18 protein-coding genes are annotated in these 19,865 nt (G+C 66.5%); 10 read left to right on the top strand and 8 right to left on the bottom strand.

Translation table 11 applies throughout. The features are described from left to right. The first annotated feature begins 249 nt into the window (after positions 1-249). The 4 genes from DBR20_RS16135 to DBR20_RS16120 all read left to right on the top strand — a co-directional run bounded on the left by DBR20_RS16135 (position 250) and on the right by DBR20_RS16120 (position 5,099). Positions 250-630, top strand: a complete 381-nt coding sequence (locus DBR20_RS16135; RefSeq protein ID WP_108266915.1) for a tautomerase family protein — start codon at positions 250-252, stop codon at positions 628-630. 207 nt (positions 631-837) lie between these two features. Continuing rightward, complete coding sequence (locus DBR20_RS16130) at positions 838-1,224, top strand: DUF2946 family protein (RefSeq protein ID WP_108266913.1); 387 nt, start codon at positions 838-840, stop codon at positions 1,222-1,224. Positions 1,225-1,353: 129 nt separating this feature from the next. Next, a complete protein-coding gene (locus tag DBR20_RS16125) occupies positions 1,354-3,492 on the top strand; it encodes a TonB-dependent receptor (protein WP_108266911.1) in 2,139 nt (712 codons plus the stop codon). 11 nt (positions 3,493-3,503) lie between these two features. Then, the gene (locus DBR20_RS16120; RefSeq protein WP_108266909.1) at positions 3,504-5,099 is read left to right on the top strand and encodes a PepSY-associated TM helix domain-containing protein; all 1,596 of its coding nucleotides are present in this window, start codon (positions 3,504-3,506) and stop codon (positions 5,097-5,099) included. Here the strand turns inward: DBR20_RS16120 and DBR20_RS16115 are convergent. Then, positions 5,015-6,148, bottom strand: coding sequence for an MFS transporter (locus DBR20_RS16115; RefSeq protein ID WP_108266907.1), 1,134 nt, complete (start codon positions 6,146-6,148; stop codon positions 5,015-5,017). The genes DBR20_RS16120 and DBR20_RS16115 overlap by 85 nt on opposite strands. A gap of 11 nt (positions 6,149-6,159) precedes the next feature. Further along, positions 6,160-6,933: a DeoR/GlpR family DNA-binding transcription regulator gene (locus DBR20_RS16110; protein ID WP_108266905.1), complete on the bottom strand. Its 774-nt coding sequence runs from the start codon at positions 6,931-6,933 to the stop codon at positions 6,160-6,162. A gap of 173 nt (positions 6,934-7,106) precedes the next feature. On the opposite strand from DBR20_RS16110, the gene smqnr reads away from it, so the two are divergent. Further along, positions 7,107-7,754, top strand: coding sequence for a SmQnr family pentapeptide repeat protein (gene smqnr / locus DBR20_RS16105; protein ID WP_100551708.1), 648 nt, complete (start codon positions 7,107-7,109; stop codon positions 7,752-7,754). A gap of 15 nt (positions 7,755-7,769) precedes the next feature. Here the strand turns inward: smqnr and DBR20_RS16100 are convergent, their stop codons facing one another. Then, positions 7,770-8,453, bottom strand: a complete 684-nt coding sequence (locus tag DBR20_RS16100) for a class I SAM-dependent methyltransferase (protein WP_108266903.1) — start codon at positions 8,451-8,453, stop codon at positions 7,770-7,772. 117 nt (positions 8,454-8,570) lie between these two features. On the opposite strand from DBR20_RS16100, the gene DBR20_RS16095 reads away from it, so the two are divergent. Next, positions 8,571-9,044 (top strand): hypothetical protein, encoded by a 474-nt coding sequence (locus DBR20_RS16095; RefSeq protein ID WP_146187031.1) that lies wholly within the window; start codon positions 8,571-8,573, stop codon positions 9,042-9,044. A gap of 11 nt (positions 9,045-9,055) precedes the next feature. On the opposite strand, the gene DBR20_RS16090 is transcribed toward DBR20_RS16095, so the two are convergent. After that, positions 9,056-9,757 (bottom strand): hypothetical protein, encoded by a 702-nt coding sequence (locus DBR20_RS16090; protein WP_146187030.1) that lies wholly within the window; start codon positions 9,755-9,757, stop codon positions 9,056-9,058. A gap of 73 nt (positions 9,758-9,830) precedes the next feature. After that, on the bottom strand, positions 9,831-11,219 hold the full coding sequence (locus DBR20_RS16085; protein WP_108266897.1) for a PLP-dependent aminotransferase family protein: 1,389 nt from the start codon (positions 11,217-11,219) through the stop codon (positions 9,831-9,833). Between the two features lie 133 nt (positions 11,220-11,352). On the opposite strand from DBR20_RS16085, the gene DBR20_RS16080 reads away from it, so the two are divergent. The 3 genes from DBR20_RS16080 (at position 11,353) to DBR20_RS16070 (ending at position 14,121) form a co-directional block, all read left to right on the top strand. Further along, complete coding sequence (locus DBR20_RS16080; protein ID WP_108266895.1) at positions 11,353-12,216, top strand: DMT family transporter; 864 nt, start codon at positions 11,353-11,355, stop codon at positions 12,214-12,216. 96 nt (positions 12,217-12,312) lie between these two features. After that, entirely contained in the window at positions 12,313-13,194 is an 882-nt protein-coding gene (locus DBR20_RS16075; protein WP_108266917.1) for an SDR family oxidoreductase, read from the top strand. A gap of 39 nt (positions 13,195-13,233) precedes the next feature. After that, the gene (locus tag DBR20_RS16070; protein WP_108266893.1) at positions 13,234-14,121 is read left to right on the top strand and encodes a LysR family transcriptional regulator; all 888 of its coding nucleotides are present in this window, start codon (positions 13,234-13,236) and stop codon (positions 14,119-14,121) included. Between the two features lie 516 nt (positions 14,122-14,637). On the opposite strand, the gene DBR20_RS16065 is transcribed toward DBR20_RS16070, so the two are convergent. The 3 genes from DBR20_RS16065 to DBR20_RS16055 form a co-directional block, all read right to left on the bottom strand. Further along, entirely contained in the window at positions 14,638-16,731 is a 2,094-nt protein-coding gene (locus DBR20_RS16065; RefSeq protein ID WP_108266891.1) for a TonB-dependent siderophore receptor, read from the bottom strand. Positions 16,732-16,830: 99 nt separating this feature from the next. Further along, entirely contained in the window at positions 16,831-18,216 is a 1,386-nt protein-coding gene (locus tag DBR20_RS16060; RefSeq protein ID WP_108266889.1) for a HAMP domain-containing sensor histidine kinase, read from the bottom strand. After that, the gene (locus DBR20_RS16055; RefSeq protein ID WP_108266887.1) at positions 18,194-18,877 is read right to left on the bottom strand and encodes a response regulator transcription factor; all 684 of its coding nucleotides are present in this window, start codon (positions 18,875-18,877) and stop codon (positions 18,194-18,196) included. Before DBR20_RS16055 ends, DBR20_RS16060 begins: the two co-directional genes overlap by 23 nt. A gap of 151 nt (positions 18,878-19,028) precedes the next feature. Between DBR20_RS16055 and DBR20_RS16050 the strand changes: the two genes are divergently transcribed. After that, on the top strand, positions 19,029-19,865 hold an 837-nt coding region (locus DBR20_RS16050), incomplete at its 3' end, for an efflux RND transporter periplasmic adaptor subunit (protein WP_258223395.1).

Below are 19,865 nucleotides of genomic sequence, written 5' to 3'. Positions count from 1 at the left end.
TTTCTGTTCTGTGCCGTCGAGCACCAGCCCGCTGTGCAGCCCATCACTGATGGCGTAAATCGCCGCCCTGCCAGGCGTGCACATGACGACTCCGCAGGAACGCCACCACGGCGATCGCGTCACCTCGCGCGGTGCTGACGGGAACATGTCACGGATGGAGGCAGAGGGTTCCATCCATGCGCTGTCCTGCCGGCCGGGGCAGGCGTAGTCTCAGCCCGTTGCCGTGCCCATCCTCTCTGGAGTGCCACCATGCCGCTCGCCCGCATCGATCTTCGCAAAGGTAAATCCGTCGAGTATCGCCAGCGTGTCGGCGAAGCGATCTACCAGGCCATGCGCGCGGTCGGCGTGCCGGAAAACGATCGCTTCCAGATCTTCCAGGAGCACGACGCCGGCACGCTCGTGTTCGACCCGGGTTACCTGGGCATCGCCCGCACCGATGACTTCATCTGCATCCAGATCACCTGGAACGAAGGGCGCACGCTGGAGCAGAAAAAGGCGCTGTATGCCGGTATTGCCGACGGCCTGCATGCGGCGGTGGGTATCCGTCGCGAGGATGTGTTCATCAATCTGGTGGAAGTGAAGAAGGAGAACTGGTCGTTCGGTAACGGCCAGGCGCAGTACGTGAGTTGATGCGCGAAGCGCATCCACGCATGGCGTGGATCTACTGGATCCGTCGCGAAGACGTGTTCATCGATGTTGTCGGTACCAGAGCCCTGCGTCACAGTGTCGCAGCAGGTAAACCCTGAACGCGGTCCAGGGTTGGCCCTGGCCCCGTAGAATGGCCGCGTGCGCCGCTCTGCTCTCCACCGCCGGTTCCAGACCCTCGCATGGCTTGCCATGCTGCTGGTGCTGCTTGCCCCGCTGGTGAGCCGTTGGCTGGCGCATGCGTACGTTGCTGTTGCTGCACCGGTGGCGGTCATGGACCACACCCTGCACGCGCAGCACGCGATGGAAGGGCATCACGACCACCACGCGATGGCAATGCAGCTTGGTGAAGCGGCACCGAAGCCGCCGGCCGATCCACACGCCGACCACGAGATGGGCGTGGACTGCGATTACTGCCTGATTGCCGCACGACTGATCACCCTGCTGGTGGCGGCGCTGCTGTTGATGATGCCGCTGGCACCGGTGTGCCGCGCGCTGCGTGGTGCGGTGCAGGCGTTGCCGCAGCGGATCTGCGGCACGTTGGGAGCGCGTGGGCCACCGGTGCTGCTGGCTGCTTGAGCCCTGCGCGTGCGCCCTTGAATTGATTCTCCCGAGCTGCCAGGCATGGCCTGGCACTACGGCGTGCGCGTTTCCCGAACTCCTTGAGCTTCCCTGCTACTGCGGGGTGGCCTTGCATGACGTGAAACAATGAAAACAAACCCCAACTCCGCGCGCCTGCGCCGGGTGGCGCTGTCTGTCGCTTGTGCGCTGCTGCTGCACTCCGCTTCTGCCCTTGCTGCCGACGCGGCACCACCGACCACGCTGGATACCGTCCGTGTGGTGGATACCCGCAGCGGTGCGCTGTCCTCCACCGCCAGCACCGGCTCGGCCCTCGGCCTGAGCGTGCTGCAGACCCCGGCCAGCCTGACCGTGATTTCGCGCGCGCAACTGGAGCAGCGCGGTGATTCCAATCTCAACGACGCGATCACCCGCGGCGGCGCGATCAGTGCACTTCCCCATCCGGGCAACGGCCTGAGTGCGCTGTCCAGCCGTGGCTTTACCGATGGCGCCTCGGTGATGCGCCTGTACGACGGCCTGCGCCAGTACGGCGGCGTGGGCATCACCTTCCCGTTCGATACCTGGTCGATCGAGCGCATCGAGGTGCTGCGTGGGCCGGCCTCGGTCATCCATGGTGATGGCGCCATCGGCGGCGTGGTCAACATCGTGCCGAAAAAACCTTCGCGCGGTGCCATCGAGAACGAGGTAAGCGTCACCCTGGGCAGCGAAGACACCGCGCGACTCGGATTCGGCAGTGGCGGTGCGCTCACGCCGGCGCTGGCCTACCGCGTGGACGTCAGCGGCAACTACAGCAGCGGCTGGGTCGACCGCGGCCACAACGGCGATGCAACGTTTTCCGGTGCGTTGCTGTGGCAGCCACGGGCGGATCTGCAGTTGACGCTGACCCATGCGCAGGGCTACCAGAAGCCGATGCGCTACTTCGGTACGCCGTTGATCGATGGCAGGCAGCTGGATGCACTGCGCCACGAGAACTACAACGTGGCCGACAGCGTGATTCGCTTCCGCGACCGCTGGACCCAGCTCGATGCGCTGTGGACGCCGAACGAGAACGTGGAGTGGCGCACGCGCGTCTACCAGATCGACAGCCAGCGCGATTGGCGCAACGCCGAGGCCTATGTCTACAACGAGCGCACCGGCCTGATCGATCGCTCCGGCAACACCCAGATCACCCACAACCAGGACCAGACCGGGCTGACCTCCACGCTGCGCCTGCTGGGAAATGCGGGTGGTCTGCCCAACAGTTTCGCCGTTGGCTTCGATGCCAACCGTGCGCATTTCAAGCACACCAACAACACCTATGCGGGCAGTTCGGGGCCGGTGGATCCCTTCAACCCGGTGCCCGGCGGGTTCGTCAGCGATGCACCCAACCTGCCGCGCTACCGCAACAGCGCCGAGCAGGTCGCGTTGTTCGTGGAAGACCGGCTGGAACTGAGCGAGCGCTGGTCGGTGCTTGCTGGCCTGCGCCACGATCGCGCCACGATCGACCGCAACGACCTGGTCAGCGGCCAGCGTGCGTTCTCGAAGACCTACAACAGCACCGGCTGGCGAGCGGGCACGGTGTTCGCGATACAACCGTCGATGACCCTCTATGCGCAGTACTCGCAGGCGGCGGACCCGGTCAGTGGGCTGTTGATGATCAGCCCGGCCAACGGCGTGTTCGATCTGGCCAAGGGCAAGCAGATCGAGATCGGCATGAAGCAGGCCTTCGATGGGGGTGAGTGGACGCTGGCGGCCTATCGCATCCGCAAGACCGGGCTGCTCAGCCGTGACCCGCTGAAACCGGACCGTCGCGTGCAGGTAGGTGCACAGGCCTCGAAGGGAATCGAAGCCTCGTTGAACTGGGCCTTCGCGCCGCAGTGGTCGCTGGATGCCAATGCGACCGTGCTCAAGGCCGAGTTCGAGGATTTCCTGGAAGCCACCGGCACGCCGGCGGTGATCGTGTCGCGTGATGGCAACGTGCCGCCGAACGTGGCCGAGCGCCTGGCCAACGCCTGGTTGAGCTGGCAGTTCCTGCCCGACTGGAGCGTGGCCAGTGGCGTGCGCTACGTGGGCAAGCGCTATGCCGACAACGCCAACACGCTGCAGCTGCCGGGCTATACCACCACCGATCTGGCCCTGACCTGGCAGGCAGCCCCACGTACACGGGTGACCGCGCGGGTGTTCAACGTGTTCGACAAGGCGTACTACGCCACGGCCTACTACACCAGTACGCAGTGGCTGCTGGGCGCCGACCGGCGCGTCGAATTCACCTTCGACCATCGCTTCTGAGGACGGCTGCCATGTCGCTGCGATCCACTGCCAAGCGCTGGACCTACCTGGTGCACCGTTGGCTGGGCATCGGTGGGTGCCTGCTGATGTTGCTGTGGTTCGTCAGCGGCATGGTGATGCTGTTCATCGGTTACCCGAAGCTGACGCCGGGAGAACGCTTGGCCGCGTTGCCCACACTGGCCGATGCGCGCGGCTGGCAGGCACTTTCCGTGCTGCCGGATGCCGTGCGACAGGAGCCTGAGCGGGTTGTGTTGACGACGCTGCGTGGCGAGCCCGCCTACGTGGTGCGCTTCGGGACGCACATGGGCGCGTGGTCGGCGCTTACCGGGCAGGCATTGCCGCCTGTATCGGCGCAGCTGGCCGAAGTCTCCGCCGCGCAGTTCGCCGGTGGGCCGGCTTTCGTTGGTGCCATGCCGCTGGACGAGGATCGCTGGACGCATTCGCGCGGCCTTGATCCGCACCGGCCGCTGTACCGCGTCGGCGTGGGTGGCGCAGAGTCCGGTGATGTCTACGTGTCCTCGCGCACCGGCGAAGTGGTGCTGGATGCACCGCGCCTGCAGCAGCGGTGGAACTATGTGGGTGCGTGGCTGCACTGGCTGTACTTCCTGCGCATGCAGTCGGTGGACCCGGTGTGGACCTGGACGGTGATTGTGTTCTCAGTGCTGTGTACGGTGGCCGCGATCAGCGGGGTCGTGGTCGGCATCTGGCGCTGGCGGTTTCGCGGGCAGTACCGGTCAGGGTCGAAGACGCCGTACCAGGAACCGTGGATGCGCTGGCATCATCTGATCGGATTGATGGCGAGCGCATTCGTTTTCACCTGGATCTTCAGTGGCCTGATGTCGATGAATCCGCTGGGAGTGTTCAGCAGCTCACACGCCTCGCTCGACGTTGCGCGCTATCAGGGTGAGGTTCCGGTGGATGCAGGCGTCATCGCACAGCCGGCTGCGGTACTGGCTGCAGTGCACACGCCGCAGTTCGTGCCGGTCGAGATTCAGTGGCGACGCATCGGCGGTGAACTGTTCGCTGTGGTGCTGGACGGCAATGCCGATTCGCGCGTGGTCACAGAGCGCGGCGGCACGCTGCAGGTGTCCACTGCATTCGGTGCAGACTGGCTGCAGGGCAGGGTAGCGGCGATGTCCGACGCGCGACTGCGCAGGTTCACCCTCCTGCAGGCGCCCGATGCCTACTTCTACCCGCGCGCTGCGGAGGCGATGAATGGCGCCGCGGTACGTCGCTTTCCGGTGGCGATGGTTGACTTCGATGACGCTGAGGCAACCCGCGTCTATGTCGACCTGGCCACCGGCGACCCGCTGTTGACGATGGGCAAACGCGAGCGCGCAGGTCGTTGGCTGTTTTCCTTCCTGCACAGCTGGGATCTACCCGCGCTGCTGCGGCAGCAGAACGGCCGCTTGATCATGCTGCTGTTGCTCAGCCTGGCAGGCACCGGGCTGTGCGTGACGGCCACGGTGATCGGCTATCGGCGGTTGCGGATGACATTCCGACGCAAGCGCCGCCAGGCACATCACCCCCGCAGCCAGCGCGTCGACACCGCCACCAGCAACAGCGCCATCGCCACGCCGACGAAGGCGGCGATGAGGCCGAAATGATTGGCGGCGAAACCGATCAGCGCCGGGCCGGCAAGAATGCCGGCAAATCCAAGCGTGGAGACCGCAGTGATGGCGATCGCCTGCGGCATCCGGTTCTGGCTGCCAGCCAGCGAGAACAGCGCCGGGGCGATGTTGGCGCAGCCCAGGCCGACCAGCACGTAGCCGCCCAGTGACGCTTGCCACGGTGTAACCAGGGTGAGCACCAGCACGCCGGCGCAGGCCAGCAGCGCACCGGCCACGATCGCCTTCTGCCGGCCGATGCGCTCCACCAGGCGGTCACCGAACAGGCGCGCCACGGTCATCGTCAGGGTGAAGGTGACGTAGCCGATGCCGGCATGGCTGGCATCGACCTTGCGGATGTCGGTGAGGAACACCGCACTCCAGTCCAGCATCGCGCCTTCCGCCAGGAACGCGATGAAGGCAAGCACGCCGATGAACATGACGATGCCGCGCGGCCAGGCCAGCAGCGGTGCATCGTGTGCGACGCGCTCAGCACGCCAGTAGCGCGCCGACAGCAGTGCGACCACACCCATCATCAATACGCCGAGCAGCACCGCCGAGATCGGCGCCATGCGCGCGCTCAGCAACAGGGTCATCGTCGCCGCGCCGAGGAATCCACCGATGCTGAAGAACGCGTGGAAGCCGGACATCATCACCCGCTGCGCTTCGCGTTCCACCACCACGGCCTGTACGTTCATCGTGCAATCCATCGCGCCCACGCCGGCACCGAAGACGAACAGCACCAGGCCCAGCATCCACGCCGACTCAGCCAACGCCAGGCCGGGTACCGTTGCGCAGATGATCAGCGTGGTGGCGACCATCACCCGGCGGCAACCCAACCGTGCGGCGAACAGGCCCGACAACGGCATGGCCAGCAGCGAGCCGGCGCCCAGGCAGAGCAGCACCAGACCCAGCGTGGCGTCGTTGATGTCGGTGCGCGCCTTTGCGAAGGGCACCAGCGTGGCCCACAGCGCGGTAGCGAAGCCGGGAATGAAGAATGCAGCGCGGGTCGCGTGCTGTTCGGCACGCGGTCGGTTGGCGAGGGACATGGGCGGTACGGTCAGGGAGGTGTCGGATGTACGGCGATGCCGGCGGCGCGGAAACGGGCGGCCAGCGCAGGTGGTGCCGAGGTGGTCAGTACCAGATCGTCGATGTCGTCCAGGCCGGCGATCTGCCAGTTGCCGCGTGCGCCCAGTTTTTCGGTGGTGGCGGCGACGATGATGCGGCTGCTGCAGGCGACCATCGCGCGCTTGAGCGTGGCTTCCTCGGCGTCCATCGCCCACACGCCGGTATCGACGTCCACGGCGCAGGGGCCGGGCAGATAGACATCCGCCCGCAGGTGCTGCACCTGGGCCAGCGCCTCGGCACCGACCGCGCCGCCGCCTGCGGCCAGGCGCCCACCGATCAATTGCACGGTGGTGCCGTCCTGCCATGCCGCAGCGGTGGCGATCTGCGGCGCGTTGGTGATCACCGTCAACCCCAGCGCGCCCGGCAATTGCTGGGCAATGGCCAGATTGGTCGAGCCAGCGTCGATCAGCAGGACCTGGCCGGGCTGCAGCAGCGCGCAGACGCGGGCAGCCAGTTCGTCCTTGCCGGTGCGGTCCTGGGTCATCCGTTCGCGCAGCGGTACCGCCTTCGGGGCCGGCAGCACCGCGCCACCATAGACGCGCTGGCACAGGCCCTGGGCGGCCAGTTCACGCAGATCGCGGCGGATCGAATCTTCGGATATGCCATAACGGCGCGCCAGTTCGGCGGCCACTACGCGCCCTTGCTGGCGCAGCTCCTGCAGGATCAGCTGGGTACGCTCGGCGGGGAGGGTCGGGTCGGGGTTCATGCTTCAATTGTGCATAAACGTGCATGAACGTGCAACATCGAGTGCCGGCCAGAAGTTGGCGAGACGGGCTGTACACACTCCGGCTGCAGCGATGGTGAATCGCGCTCGAGGCTGTGCTGCCCATCGCCTTTCCAGCGCGGCATCATGGCGAGGCTCCCGGCACGGAACCCTGCATGTCCTCCACCGTTCACCACAAGCTGCGCATCGGCGCCGATCAGTTCACCGGCCAGAAGGTGGTCGACCAGCAGTTCCACGAGTGCGACTTTTCCGGCGCGGACCTGACCGCCACCGAATTCGTGAACTGCGGTTTCTACGACGCCGACACGCGTACCGGGTGCCGTTTCAGTGGTGCCACGTTGAAGGAAGCCAGCTTTCGCCAGTGCGACATCAGCATGTGCAACTTCAACTTCATCAAGGCGCTGGGGCTGGAAATCAGCGAGTGCCGTGCGCAGGGCGCCGATTTCAGCAACGCCAGTTTCATGAACCAGATCACCACGCGCAGCTGGTTCTGCAGCGCCTTCATCAAGAAGACCAACCTGCGCTATGCCAACTTCTCGCGGGTGACGCTGGAGAAGTGCGAGCTGTGGGAAAACCGCTGGGAAGGGGCCAACGTCAGCGGTGCCAGTTTTGCAGGGTCGGACCTGTCCGGTGGCCAGTTCGATGGCATCGACTGGAACACGGCCAACTTCACCGATTGCGACCTGACCAACTCCGAACTGGGTGAGCTGGACGTGCGCAGCACCAACCTGCGTGGCGCCACGCTGGATGTGCAGCAGGTGGCGCTGCTGATGCAGCGGATCGGCATCACCGTGGTGCCTTGAGCGTGCGTGGCGGCGCTATGCCGGCGCGGTCGGCGCATGGGCCACCCAGCCCTTGAAGCTGAAGCCGGCGTAGAACAATTCCACGTTCTCGAAGCCGGCCTCCTGCAGCAGCGCCACTTCCTGCTCGGGCGACAGCAGCGGCAGGCGCTCGGTGATGGCGGCTACCGCGCGCTGCGCATCGGCACGTGGAATGCCGGAGGCCTCGCCGAACGCAGCGTAGCGCTGCAGCCAGCGATGCTTGCCGGCCGCGTCCTGCGGCACGCTGTGGTGGGCGACCACCAGCGGCGCACCCGGTCGCAGCCGTTGCCGCAGTTCGTGCAGGGTGTGCAGGCGTTGTTCAACGGTGAGGAAATGCAGGGTCAGCAGGCAGGTGGCGCCGTCGAAGACGGTGCGCGGGGCATCGTCGATGTAGCCTTCCAGCAGCGTGACCTGCGCCATCAATGGCCCCAGGGTCTGCTCGGCCAGTGCGAGCATTGGCGCGGCCGGATCGATACCGAGCATCTGCCACTGCGGATGCGCTTCGGCGAAGGCCTTGAGCTCCAGGCCGCCACCTGCGCCGAGCACCAGTACCTGGCCATCGTCGGGCACATGTTCGGCCAGCAGCAGGTGGGTCATCTGCTGCAGCCCGAGGAAGCCCGGCACCTGCCGCAGCGGGCCGTCGGCGTAGCGGGCGACGGCGTGGGGGTCGGAGAAGGACATCGGAAGCATTCCTGCAGCAATGGCGAACGTCCACTCTACCGTGCTGCGCAAGTGTCGATTGCAGGAACGCCCGCCTTTGCTTAAGGTCTGCGCCTGCCTGTATTCCAGAGATCGCGAATGGACCCTCGCACCCCCCCGATGCCATCGGCGGAAGCCTTCGAACTGGCGCTGACATTGCTTGGACGGGAGGACGTGGATGAGGAGCAGGCCGAGCGGGCACTGCTCGCGCTCGGCAGCGAACACGGGCCGATGCGCCGCCTGCTGGTATGGCTGCCTGAAGCATTCGCCATGGCCTTGATCGGGCACATGGAACTGGGCGTGCTGCTGCCCAGTACCTTCACCGCCTCCGACGCACAGGGTGAGCTGCATGAACTGCCGCTCGACCTCGAACCGGTATTTGCCACTGGTCTGCAGCGCGCCCTCGCCATGTACCACGAAGGTCCGCGCGCTGCGTTCAAGGCGATCTGCGAGCGGAGTTCGTTGCTCAATGCGATTGACAACGCCTTGAACGCCGGAGTTGATCTGCAGGGCGCGACGCTTTCAGGTCCGGCGCTGCTGGACATTCCCGCAGAGACCTACCTCGCCGATTGAGCCCGAGGTATTCAGAGCGCCGGCTTCATTCCGTCTGCTTCCAGTCGATACAGGCCGGTCAATCGCCAGTCATCCTGCACGCGCTGTAGCCGGTACTCATGGATGAGGACGCTGGAGCGGCGTTGTTGTGCGGTACGTATCGACGCTGCGTCGCCGATGATCTGCACGGCCAGGACCTGTTCCAGTGCCGGATCATGCGGTGACTCAACGCTGGGCCGTTGCATGACGTTGCGCGGGGTGCCAGGCAAGGCGTAGTGCTCCACCAGCTTTGCGTACGCCGCACTGGCCAACGCCAGTCCGTGTGATGAGCCATGTTCTGTCACCCCTGCAAGCGAGGCATTGTTCCAGTCCAGAAAATCGGACTGGAAAGCACGCATGTGCAGCACCGGTGCGCTGCCACTCAGATCGAGCGCGCTGCGCTCGAAAACAAGAAGCGGCAGGACCTCGCCGAACCTCACATCGCGGCCGTAGCGGAAGTTGCGTTCGGCCTGCAGCCTGCCATTGCACAGCAGGGCGACGCGACCGGGTCTGCTGGCATGAACCATCACGTGCCGTTGAAAATACCCCTGCACCGGCGCGGCATCCGCGTTGGATGCGCCCGGCGCGGTGATCTGCAGTTGGCAGTTCCCGTCCGTGGGTGCATAGCCAATGACCTGCAGCGAGCCGTCTCGGGGCCCAAACGTGATGCAGCCACCGGTCAGGCTGCAGACCAAGGCGATGCCGATCCATCGACGCATGCGGACGCTCCTTGCTTGGATGGCCGGCAGGATAACGCACTGGGATGCTTCAGCTGTTCTGCTGCAGCACCTTCCCCAGCACCTGCCAGACCTTCGGGTCCTGGCATTGCGATACATTGAAGCGCACGTAGTCGGCGGCTTGCTGCGACTGGCTGAAGGCATTGCCGGGCGCCACCACCACGCCTTCGCGCAGGCACAGCCGTGCTACCGCCGATGCATCGCGGCCATCGGGCAGCTGGCACCACAGGAACAGCCCTGCTTCCGGCTGCAGCCACGGCGTGATGCCCAGCTTCTGCACCTGCCGCAGCGTGTGCTTGCGCGCATCGGCCAGGCGCGTGCGCACCGCCTGCATGTGGCGGCGGTAGCCGCTGTCGGTCAGCGCGATCTGCATCAGGTGTGCGGCCAGGTGCCCGCCGCCGAAGCTGGTGGCCAGCTTCAGGTCGGTCAATGCCTCTATCCATTCAGGGCGCGCGGCGATGTAGCCGCAGCGCGATGCCGCGGAGATGGTCTTGGAGAAACTGCCGACATGGATCACCCGCGACAATCCATCCAGCGCTGCCAGCCGCGGCGCCGGACGCAGCTCGAAGTCGGCGAAGATGTCATCCTCGATGATGATCAGTTCGCTGCGTTCGGCCAGGCCCAGCAGGCGATGTGCCGTGGTCGCCGACAGCACCGCGCCGGTCGGGTTGTGCAGTCCGGAATTGGTGATGTACAGGCGCGGCGTGTACTCCTGCAATGCGCTGGCGAACACCTCCAGATCTGGGCCGGTGTGCGTGTAGGGCACGCCGATGGCCTTCACCTGATGCGCCTTCAACAGTGCGTGGTAGTTGAAGTAGCTCGGATCATCGACCAGCACGCAGTCGCCGGGTTTCAGCAGGAAACGGCAGATCAGGTCGACCGCATGCGTCCCCGATTCGGCCAGCAACAGCTGATCCATCGACGCTTCGATGCCCAGCGTGGCCGCCCGCCGCTGCAGCGTCTGCCGCAGTGCCGGCAGGCCGAGCGGCCCCGCGTAGTCGACCAGGTGTGCGGCGTCGGCGCGGGCCATGCGGCGCAGGCCACGGCGCAGGCCATCGTGGTACAGCCAGTCGCTGGGCATCCAGCCGCAGCCGGGCTTGAGGTGGCCGGACGGGGTTTCCAGTGATTGCCGTGATACCCACAGCGGGTCCACCGCGCGATCAAGGCGCGGTTCCATTTCGGCCAGCGCCAGCGGTGCTGCCGGACCAGCCACGTAGAAGCCGGAGCCGGCGCGCGCGGCGACCACGCCCTCGGCGGCCAATCGTTCGTAGGCCTCGACCACGGTGGACACGGAAACGCCCATCGCCGCCGCCTGCGCGCGCACCGAGGGCAGGCGGCTGCCCGGGCCATCCAGGCGCGAGCTGATGCGTGAGCGGACGGCGTGGATGACGCTGTCGATGCGGCTGGACGGTCGGGACATGGGCGTGACTGTAAGGGGATTGTGAGCAGTACAGTTACTTGTGACTGTATTGGATTGTAGCTGTGTATCGCCGGCGCCCGGTGGCTCAATGACGGGCACAGCCGGCTATTGCCCGGTACTTCTGGAGCAGGGTGTGGAACGGTCGGCAAGCGGGTGGATCAATGGTTTCATCGGTGTGGTGATCTTCGCCGGCTCCTTGCCGGCCACTCGCATGGCGGTGATGGAACTGGACGCCAGCTTCGTCACCGCCGCACGCGCCAGCATCGCCGCGTTGCTGGGGCTGGTGCTGCTGCTGGCATTGCGGCAACCGCGCCCGGTCAGAAGCGATCTGCCCGGCCTGGTGCTGGTCAGCCTGGGAGTGGTGGTGGGCTTCCCGTTGCTGACCGCGCTCGCCCTGCGCCACGCCTCCTCGGCACACACCATCGTGTTCCTCGGACTGCTGCCGCTGAGCACGGCGGTATTCGGTGTCCTGCGCGGCGGCGACCGGCCACGCCCGGCGTTCTGGGTGTTCTCGCTGCTGGGCAGCGCCTGCGTGGTCGGCTACGCCGCACGCAACGGCATCGAGGCCTCGCTGCAGGCCGACCTGCTGATGCTGGCGGCGATTGTGGTATGCGGGCTCGGCTACGCCGAGGGTGGCCGTCTGGCCCGGCATCTTGGCGGTTGGCAGGTGATCAGCTGGGCACTGCTGTTGGCACTGCCGGTGATGCTGCCGCTGATGGTGGCGATGCGCCCGGTCTCGTTCACAGCGGTCGCTGCCTCGGCCTGGTGGGCGCTGGGTTATGTAGCGGTGTTCAGCATGCTGATCGGGTTCCTGTTCTGGTATCGCGGTCTGGCCCAGGGCGGCATCGCGGCAGTCGGCCAGCTGCAGCTGCTGCAGCCGTTCTTCGGCCTGGCGCTGGCGGCGATGCTGCTGCACGAGACCGTCAGCGCGGGCATGCTGCTGGTGACCGTGGCGGCGGTGATCTGCGTGGCCGGTGCCCGTCGCTTCAGCCGCTGACAGCACAGCCCCATCGTCGCGCGATACCGTTGGCGTATCGCGCGGGCGTGCAAACAGTATTGGCCGAGGATGATGGCGCTCGCCGATGCTGGCCGGATGAAACCCAATTCCAGTATCTCCTTCGAAGGCCAGGTGGGCCTGGTGACCGGTGCCGCCGGTGGCCTGGGCCTGGCCTACAGCCGCCTGCTGGCGCAACGTGGGGCGCATGTGGTGATGCATGACGTGGGCGCTGCAACGGACGGCACGGGCGCCGATCCGCAGCGCATCGCCACGGCGGTGGCGGTCCTGCGCAGCCAGGGCCTGCCGGTCGAGGCCGCCAGTGGCCCCATCAACCAGCGCAATGGTTGCCATGCGCTCGTGCAGGACATTCTGCAGCGCCACGGTCGCCTGGACTTCATCATCCACAACGCCGGCTGGGTGGCCTATGCCGGTATCGAAGCGGTGGAAGACGATGCGCTGGAGCAGATGCTGTGCCTGGCCGCGAAGACACCGCTGTGGCTGGCACAGGCGGCATGGCCCGCGATGCGCGCTGCCGGCGGCGGACGCATCGTGCTGACCACCTCCGATCGCGCGCTGTACCCGCAGTATGCGCAGCGCGGCCTGTGCGGCTACGCGATGGCCAAGCTGGCCGCGCAGGGGCTGGTCAATGTGCTGGCCCTGGAAGGCGCCGAGCATGGCATCGTGGTCAACGCGGTTTCGCCGGTGGCCAAGACCCGCATGTGGGGCATCGACGGAGAGCCGGATGAACTGCATCCCGATGCCGTGGCTACCGGGGTGGCCTTCCTGGCTTCGACGCGCTGCCGGCAGGGTGGCTGGATTCTGCGTGCCAGCAATGGCCAGTTCCATGCACTGCGGCTGCAGGAAGCAGAGAACGTGGACTATCCACGCGACCTGCGCGCCGTGGCCGCCGACAGCATCGAATCGGTGGCGCTGCAGTGGCCGGTCATTGCACGGCCGAGTGTCGACGCGCGCGGCTGAGCGCGTACCCTAGGCGGGTCTCCACCTGCCTGCGATGAAATGATCGATCTGCGCCTGCTCCGCCAGTTCGTGGCGGTGGCCGAAGAACTGCACTTCCATCGCGCCGCTGCACGCCTGCACATGTCGCAGCCGCCATTGACGGCGGCGATGCGGCGCCTGGAAGACGAAGTGGGCACGGGATTGATCGTGCGCGGCAACCGCACGCTGGGCCTGACCGCGGCGGGGCAGACGCTGCTGGTGGAGGCGCGCGCGACGCTGCAGCAGGCCGAACAGGCGCTGCAGCGCACGCGCGAATCGGCGGCAGGGCAGACCGGCAGCCTGCGCGTAGGCTATGTCGGCAGCGCACTCTATGGGCGCCTGCCGGCGCTGATCCGCCAGTTCCGCCATGCGTTTGCTCAGGTGCAGCTGCATCTGCACGAAGCCACCTCGCGGCAGCAGCAACAGTGGCTGCGCGAGGGGCGCATCGACCTCGGCATCCTGATTCCGCCGATCATTTCCGCAGAACTGCATCTGCAGGCATTCGACCATGATCGACTGGCCATCGCCCTGCCGCGCGCGCATCGGCTGGTCGCACAGCAACGGCTGGGCGTCGCAGACCTGGTGGACGAGCCCTTCGTCTCATGGCCATCGGCCGAAGGTGTCGGCTTCCATGCACAGGTGCTGGGCCTGTGTACCGCTGCCGGCTTCACACCTCGGGTCGTGCAGGAAGCGCAGGGCATGCACGCAGTGCTGTCGCTGGTGGCCGTGGAAGCGGGCGTGGCGATCGTGCCGGCAAGCATGAGCGGGTTCCGTCCCGAAGAAATCGTCTATCGGCCACTGGACGGCAGCAATGCTGCGTTCGAACTGCAGTTCTGCATGCGCCCGGAATCGCCCACGCCGGTGCTGCAGAATTTCCTGGCGATGGCAGCGCAGCCGGTAATGTCGTGATTGCCGGTTGAGCATCCTTGCTGCATGCGCGGGTAGGGCGGTGGCCCGCGTCGTGCGCGCCTCTGGAATGTGATCCGGCCCGCAGTTCCGTGCTGGGGAATCGTGCCTGCGGCAAGCCTGAGGCACGGGCGCGGGTAACCCCTACATACCGCCTCGGCGACAACGACCAGCATGTGCCCGTCGGCCATCATCGGTCGGCTGGGATTGGCGTCCCACAATCAACTCTGGCACGTGATCGGCAGGCGCACGGATGGTGCCTTCCGATCACGTGACCCGCTGTCCGTGGTGGGCGATGTGTGGGGATCACCATGATCTGCCGGTCAGTCCCAGAGTTGTCCGGTACGCCAACCCGCATCGCCCGCCGCCTGTGCGTGGTCAGCCACGAATGCGTTGATCGCGCTTGCCTCGGGGGTGGCAACGCGCGTCGTGCATGGGGAGCGGCGGCGGGCGGTGCATCTGTGTGGCGACAGCCAGGGAACAGCGCGCGGTTGGGCGACGTATCGGCAACTGCAGGGGTCAGAACCGATAGCTGATGGTGCCGGTGACCACGCGCGGGTAGCCGGCGAAACAATCGCCGAAGCTGCGGCACGGTGCGTAGTAGCGCTTGTCGGTGAGGTTGGTGATGTTCAAGGCCCAGGTCCAGTTGGTCACCTGCACTTCCACCAGCGCATCGGCCAGGGTGTAGCTGGGGGTGATGACGCGGCCGCCGTTGCCCAGCGACACCGTGTTGCCGACATGGCGTATGCCCAGGCCGAGTTTCATCCGCGCGGCGTCATCCAGCTGGAAGCCCTTGGACACCCAGGCCGAAGCCAGGTCCTGCGGGGTGTCGTTGAGGCGTTCGCCCACTTCCAGTGTGAAGTTGCTGCGGCTGACCTCGGCTTCGTTGCGCGCCAAGGCTGCCGTGACGGTGAGGTCGTTGGCGAACTGGAACTGGCCTTCCAGCTCCACGCCCTTGGAACGGATCTGGCCGGTCTGCACCACGTTCAGCACGTTGTCCGGATCGTTGGTCTGGCGGTTGGTCTCGGTGATGCGGTAGGCGGCCAGGGTCAACTGCATGTTGCGGGCCGGCTGCCACTTGATGCCACCTTCGGTCTGGCGTCCGCGCATTGGCTTGAATGTATTGCCGAACAGATCCTGGCCGGACACCGGCAGGAACGATTCGCTGTAGCTCAGGTACGGTGACACGCCGCCGCCGAGCTCGCCGATCAGGCCGGCACGGTAGGTGGTGGCGTTGTCGGTCTGGCTCGGTTGGCCTTCGGTCTTCGAACGGGCGTGGTCGCGACGCGCGCCCAGCACCAGCGACACGCGATCGGCCCAGCGGATCTGGTCCTGCACGTACACGCCCAGCTGGGAGGACGTCTGGTCCGGCTGGCGTTCCCAGCCACGCACGGTCGGCGCGATCGATACCGGCGCGTAGACGTCGATGGGCGTGCCGGTGGCATCCAGCCGCTGCAGCTGTTCCTTGTACTGGCTGTAATCCACGCCGGCCAGCAGCAGGTGCTGGAACACGCCCGTGCTGAAGTCGAACTGCACCGCATTGTCGGCGCTGAGCACCTGGATGTCCGGCTGCGTGCCGTAGGCGGTGCGGTTGACCACGCGCCGGTCGGCGTCGATGAAGGGGTTTTCCGGGTTGCTGTAGCTGTCCACATACAGCTGCTGCAGCGTGGTTTTGCCGTCGATGTAGCGTACCGCCGAGCGCAGGCTGACTGCGTCATTGAAGCGATGGTCGAACAGGGTGGTGAGGCTGTACACGCGCGAATCGATGCGGTCGAAACCGGCATCGCCGATGAAGGTGGTCGGATCCAGACGACGGCCGGGCTCCGCGTGCAGGGTGGCGGCCAGCGGCAGGAACTGCTGGCTGGAGCCGGTCTTGTCATGTTGGTAGCTGGCCAGCAGGGTCAGCGTACTGCGTTCGCCACGCCAGCTGATCGATGGCGCCAGATAGACGCGGTCGTCCTTGAGGACATCGGTCTGCATGTTCGATTCGCGGACCAGGCCGACAAAGCGCCCGGCAACCGTGCCCTCGTCATTCAATGCACCGCCGATGTCGCCCTGCAGCTGCCGGCGATCGAAGCTGCCCAGCTGCAGGCCGATCTCACCGCGGGCGGTGCCGAAGGTCGGGCGCTTGCTCATCGCGTTGATGATGCCGCCGGTGGCGCCCGCGCCGTACAGCACCGACGACGGGCCGCGCAGCACTTCCACCCGTTCCAGGCCATATACCTCCGGGCGCGCCAACGGGCTGAAACCGTAGCTGCGGCGCAGGCCATCCTGGTACTGCACCGGGTCCAGGCCGCGTACCGAACTGGCGTCATTGCGGGTGTCCAGGCCCCAGGCGTCGGCGGTGACACCGGCGCTGTAGCGCAGCACTTCCTGCAGGTTGTGTGCGCCGCGATCAGTGAACAGCTGCTGGGTGACCACGCTGATCGCCTGCGGTGTCTCGGTCAGGGCGGTGTCGGTCTTGGTCGCGGTGCTGGCGCGCTCGGCCACCACGGTCACCTTGTCCAGGGTCCGGGCCGCAGTGCCGTCCTGGGCCTGGGCGATGGCCGACGCCAGCAGGGTGGGCAGGAACAGCGTGTACAGCAGCGGGCGGCGCGACGGCAGGGCGGGCATCGTGGGGAATCCGGCAAGGGCGGTGACGGCGGATTATCCGGATGCGTTCGCCCAAATACAAATGATTCCCAAATGCGATTGCAGGTAGTGGGCCGGGCCTCAGGGAAGCCCCTCTGCAGCGCCGCGGATGCTCATCCAGGCGCCGCCGTCCGGGGCGCTGCCGGCGCGGACGCGGAAGCCGTGCAGTCCGGCAATGGCGGCCACGATCGACAGCCCCAGGCCAAATCCTGGAGCTTGCCCGGCACTGCTGCTGCCGCGGAAGAAGCGCTGGTAGATCAAGGTGCGGTCCTGCGGCGGGATGCCCGGCCCGTTGTCGATCACATCGATGCGGGGCGCGCCGTGGTCGTCCACCGCGCGCAGCAGGATGCGCCCGTGCGCAGGCGTGAACTGCAGGGCGTTGGACAGCAGGTTGGCCACCGCTTCGAACAGCAGCTCGCGATCGCCGCGCAGCATGCCGATCTGCGGCGCGACCTGCAGCTGCAGCTCCTGTTGTTTCTCCTCGGCCAACGGCAGGTAGAACTGGTGCAGCTCCTGCAGCAGGTCGGCGATGTCGACCTCGTCGAAGGCCGAGCGGCGCTGGTGGCTTTCCAGCTCGGACACGCGCAGCAGCGCAGCGAAGCGCGCCATCAGCATGTCGGTCTCCGCCAGCGCCTTGTCCAGCGGGTCCGCATGCGGGTCGTGCTCGTCCAGGCCCACCCGCATGCGATAGAGGTGTGCGCGCAGCCGGGTGAGCGGTGTACGCAGGTCATGCGCGATGCTGTCGCACACGCCTTTGACCTCGGTCATCAGCTGTTCGATGCGTTCCAGCATGGCGTTGACGATGCTCGACAGTCGATCGATTTCATCGCGCCGGTTGGACACCGGCAGCCGTTGCCCGAGGTCGCCGGCGATGATCCGGTTGGTGGCCGCTTCGATCTGCTGGATCCGCTTCAACGGGCGCCGGCGCAGCAGATGCCAGCCCACCAGCCCGGGAATGACGGTCAGTGACACGCCCCACAGCAGTGCATCGAGGATGATGCTGTTGACCGCCATGAGCTTGCCGTTCTGGCGCACGAACACCAGTGTGCGGCCATCCCGGGTTACCACGCCGAGCGCGCTGCCACCGCTCTCATGCGGGCCATCGACCAGTGTCCAACCCGCCACAGGATGCGAGTTGCCATCCAGCGGCAGTCCCTCGGGAATGGCCGTCAGCGGGCCCGCCATCGGCGTGCCGGCGTTGTCGAACAGCCCGTACGTATACACCTGGTGCAGGTCGAAGCGCTGGCTGTCGCGCAGCGCGTCATCCAGGGCTGGTCCGTCGAAGCTCATGAACAGATGGGCGCGCTGCTGCAGACCCGATTCGGTCAGGTCGTTGAGGTAATCCGAGATGCGCCAGTACATCACCCCCAGCAGCATGCTCGACCAGGCCACGAACAGGATGCAGTACAGGCCAAGGAGGCGGCTGCTGGACGAGCGCCACTGATCAGGATTGCGCGTCGAAGACATAGCCGGTTCCCCTTACGGTCTTGATCGGCTGCGTGCGGCCAGGCTGCTCGATGCGCTTGCGCACACGGCCGATATGCACGTCGATCAGGTTGGTGCCTGGGTCGAAGTGGTAGCCCCAGACCTCCTGGAACAACATGGTGCGGGTGACCACCTGGCCGGCATTGCGGACCAGGAATTCGAGCAGCTTGAATTCGGTCGGCAGCAGGCTGATCTCCTGGCCGCCGCGGCGCACCGAGCGGCTCATCAGGTCCAGTTCGAGATCACCGGCGCGCAGCATGCTGTCGACGGTGCCCAGCTGTCCGTGGCGGCGGATCAGCACCTCCACCCGCGCTGCCATTTCATCCGAAGCGAACGGCTTGGTCAGGTAGTCGTCGCCACCGGCGCGCAGCCCGCGCACGCGCTCGTCCACGTCCGACAATGCGCTGATCATCAGCACCGGCGTGGTCACGCCTTCGCGGCGCAGCGTGGTGACCAGGGTCAGCCCGTCCACGCCCGGCAGCATGCGATCCAGGGTGATCACGGCGTAGTCGCCGGCGCGTGCCAGCGCCAGGCCATTGCCGCCATCGGCCGCCAGGTCGACCTCGAAGCCGTGGCTGCGCAGCTCGGTGGCGATTTCCTCCGCGGTGACAAGGTCGTCCTCGATGGTGAGTACGCGCGGCATGGGCCACTTTGCTGATTGGGACCTGCGCATCCTCGCAACCACAGGCGTGCACGGCAAATGAAAAATGTTTCATGCGTTTTTCGCTGGATCGCAGCGCGGGGTCTTCTATATTCGGCGCCGAGCGCTCCCCCGCGTGTGGAACCTGTTGCCAATGACCCTCTCGCATTCCCTCCTGCCGGCGCCGGCTTGGCGGCTGTCCCGATCTTCATGCCTGCCGCTGCTGTTGCTGGCCCTGGCGACCCTGCTGGCCGGCTGCAGCAAGGACGCGCCCAAACCAGGCAAGGCAACGCCGGAAGTGACCGTGCTGACGCTGCAGAACCAGGCGCTGGCGCTGGAGCAGGAGCTGCCGGGACGTACCATCGCCTCGCAGGAATCGGATGTACGCCCGCAGGTGGACGGGGTGCTGGTGAAGCGGCTGTTCGAGCAGGGGCAGCTGGTGAAGGCCGGGCAGCCCCTGTTCCAGATCGAGCCGGCGCTGTACCAGGCTGCCCTGAACGAGGCGCAGGCCAACCTGAAGACCGCCGAAGCGGCGGCCGTGACCGCGCGTCTGCGGGCGCAGCGGATGCAGGCGCTGGGCAAGGACCAGCTGGCCGCACGCCAGGACGTGGACGATGCCATCGCAAGTGGCCAGCAGGCCGCTGCGGCAGTGCAGGCGGCGCAGGCGGCGCGCGATACCGCCAGCACGCGGCTGGGTTTTGCCACAGTCACCGCACCGATCGCCGGTCGCATCGGGCGCGCGCTGTTCACCCCCGGTGCGCTGGTGACGTCCGCCCAGGCCGACCCGCTGGCGCGGATCCAGCAGGTGGATCCGATGAACGTGGACATCACCCAGTCCAGCAACGAGTACCTGGCGTTGCGTCGTGCCATTGCCGAGGGGGGGGTGCAGGCCAACAGCGCGCCGGTGCGGCTGCGCCTGTCCGATGGCACCGACTACCCGCTGCCGGGCACGCTGGAATTTGCCGACATCGATGTGCAGCAGGAGACCGGC

Origin of the sequence: Stenotrophomonas sp. HMWF023, from assembly GCF_003060985.1 — a bacterium.
In the GTDB taxonomy this organism is placed as follows: Bacteria; Pseudomonadota; Gammaproteobacteria; order Xanthomonadales; family Xanthomonadaceae; genus Stenotrophomonas; species Stenotrophomonas lactitubi.
The sequence above is the reverse complement of the archived record's forward strand: the minus strand, read 5'-3'. Positions and strand labels throughout refer to the sequence as shown.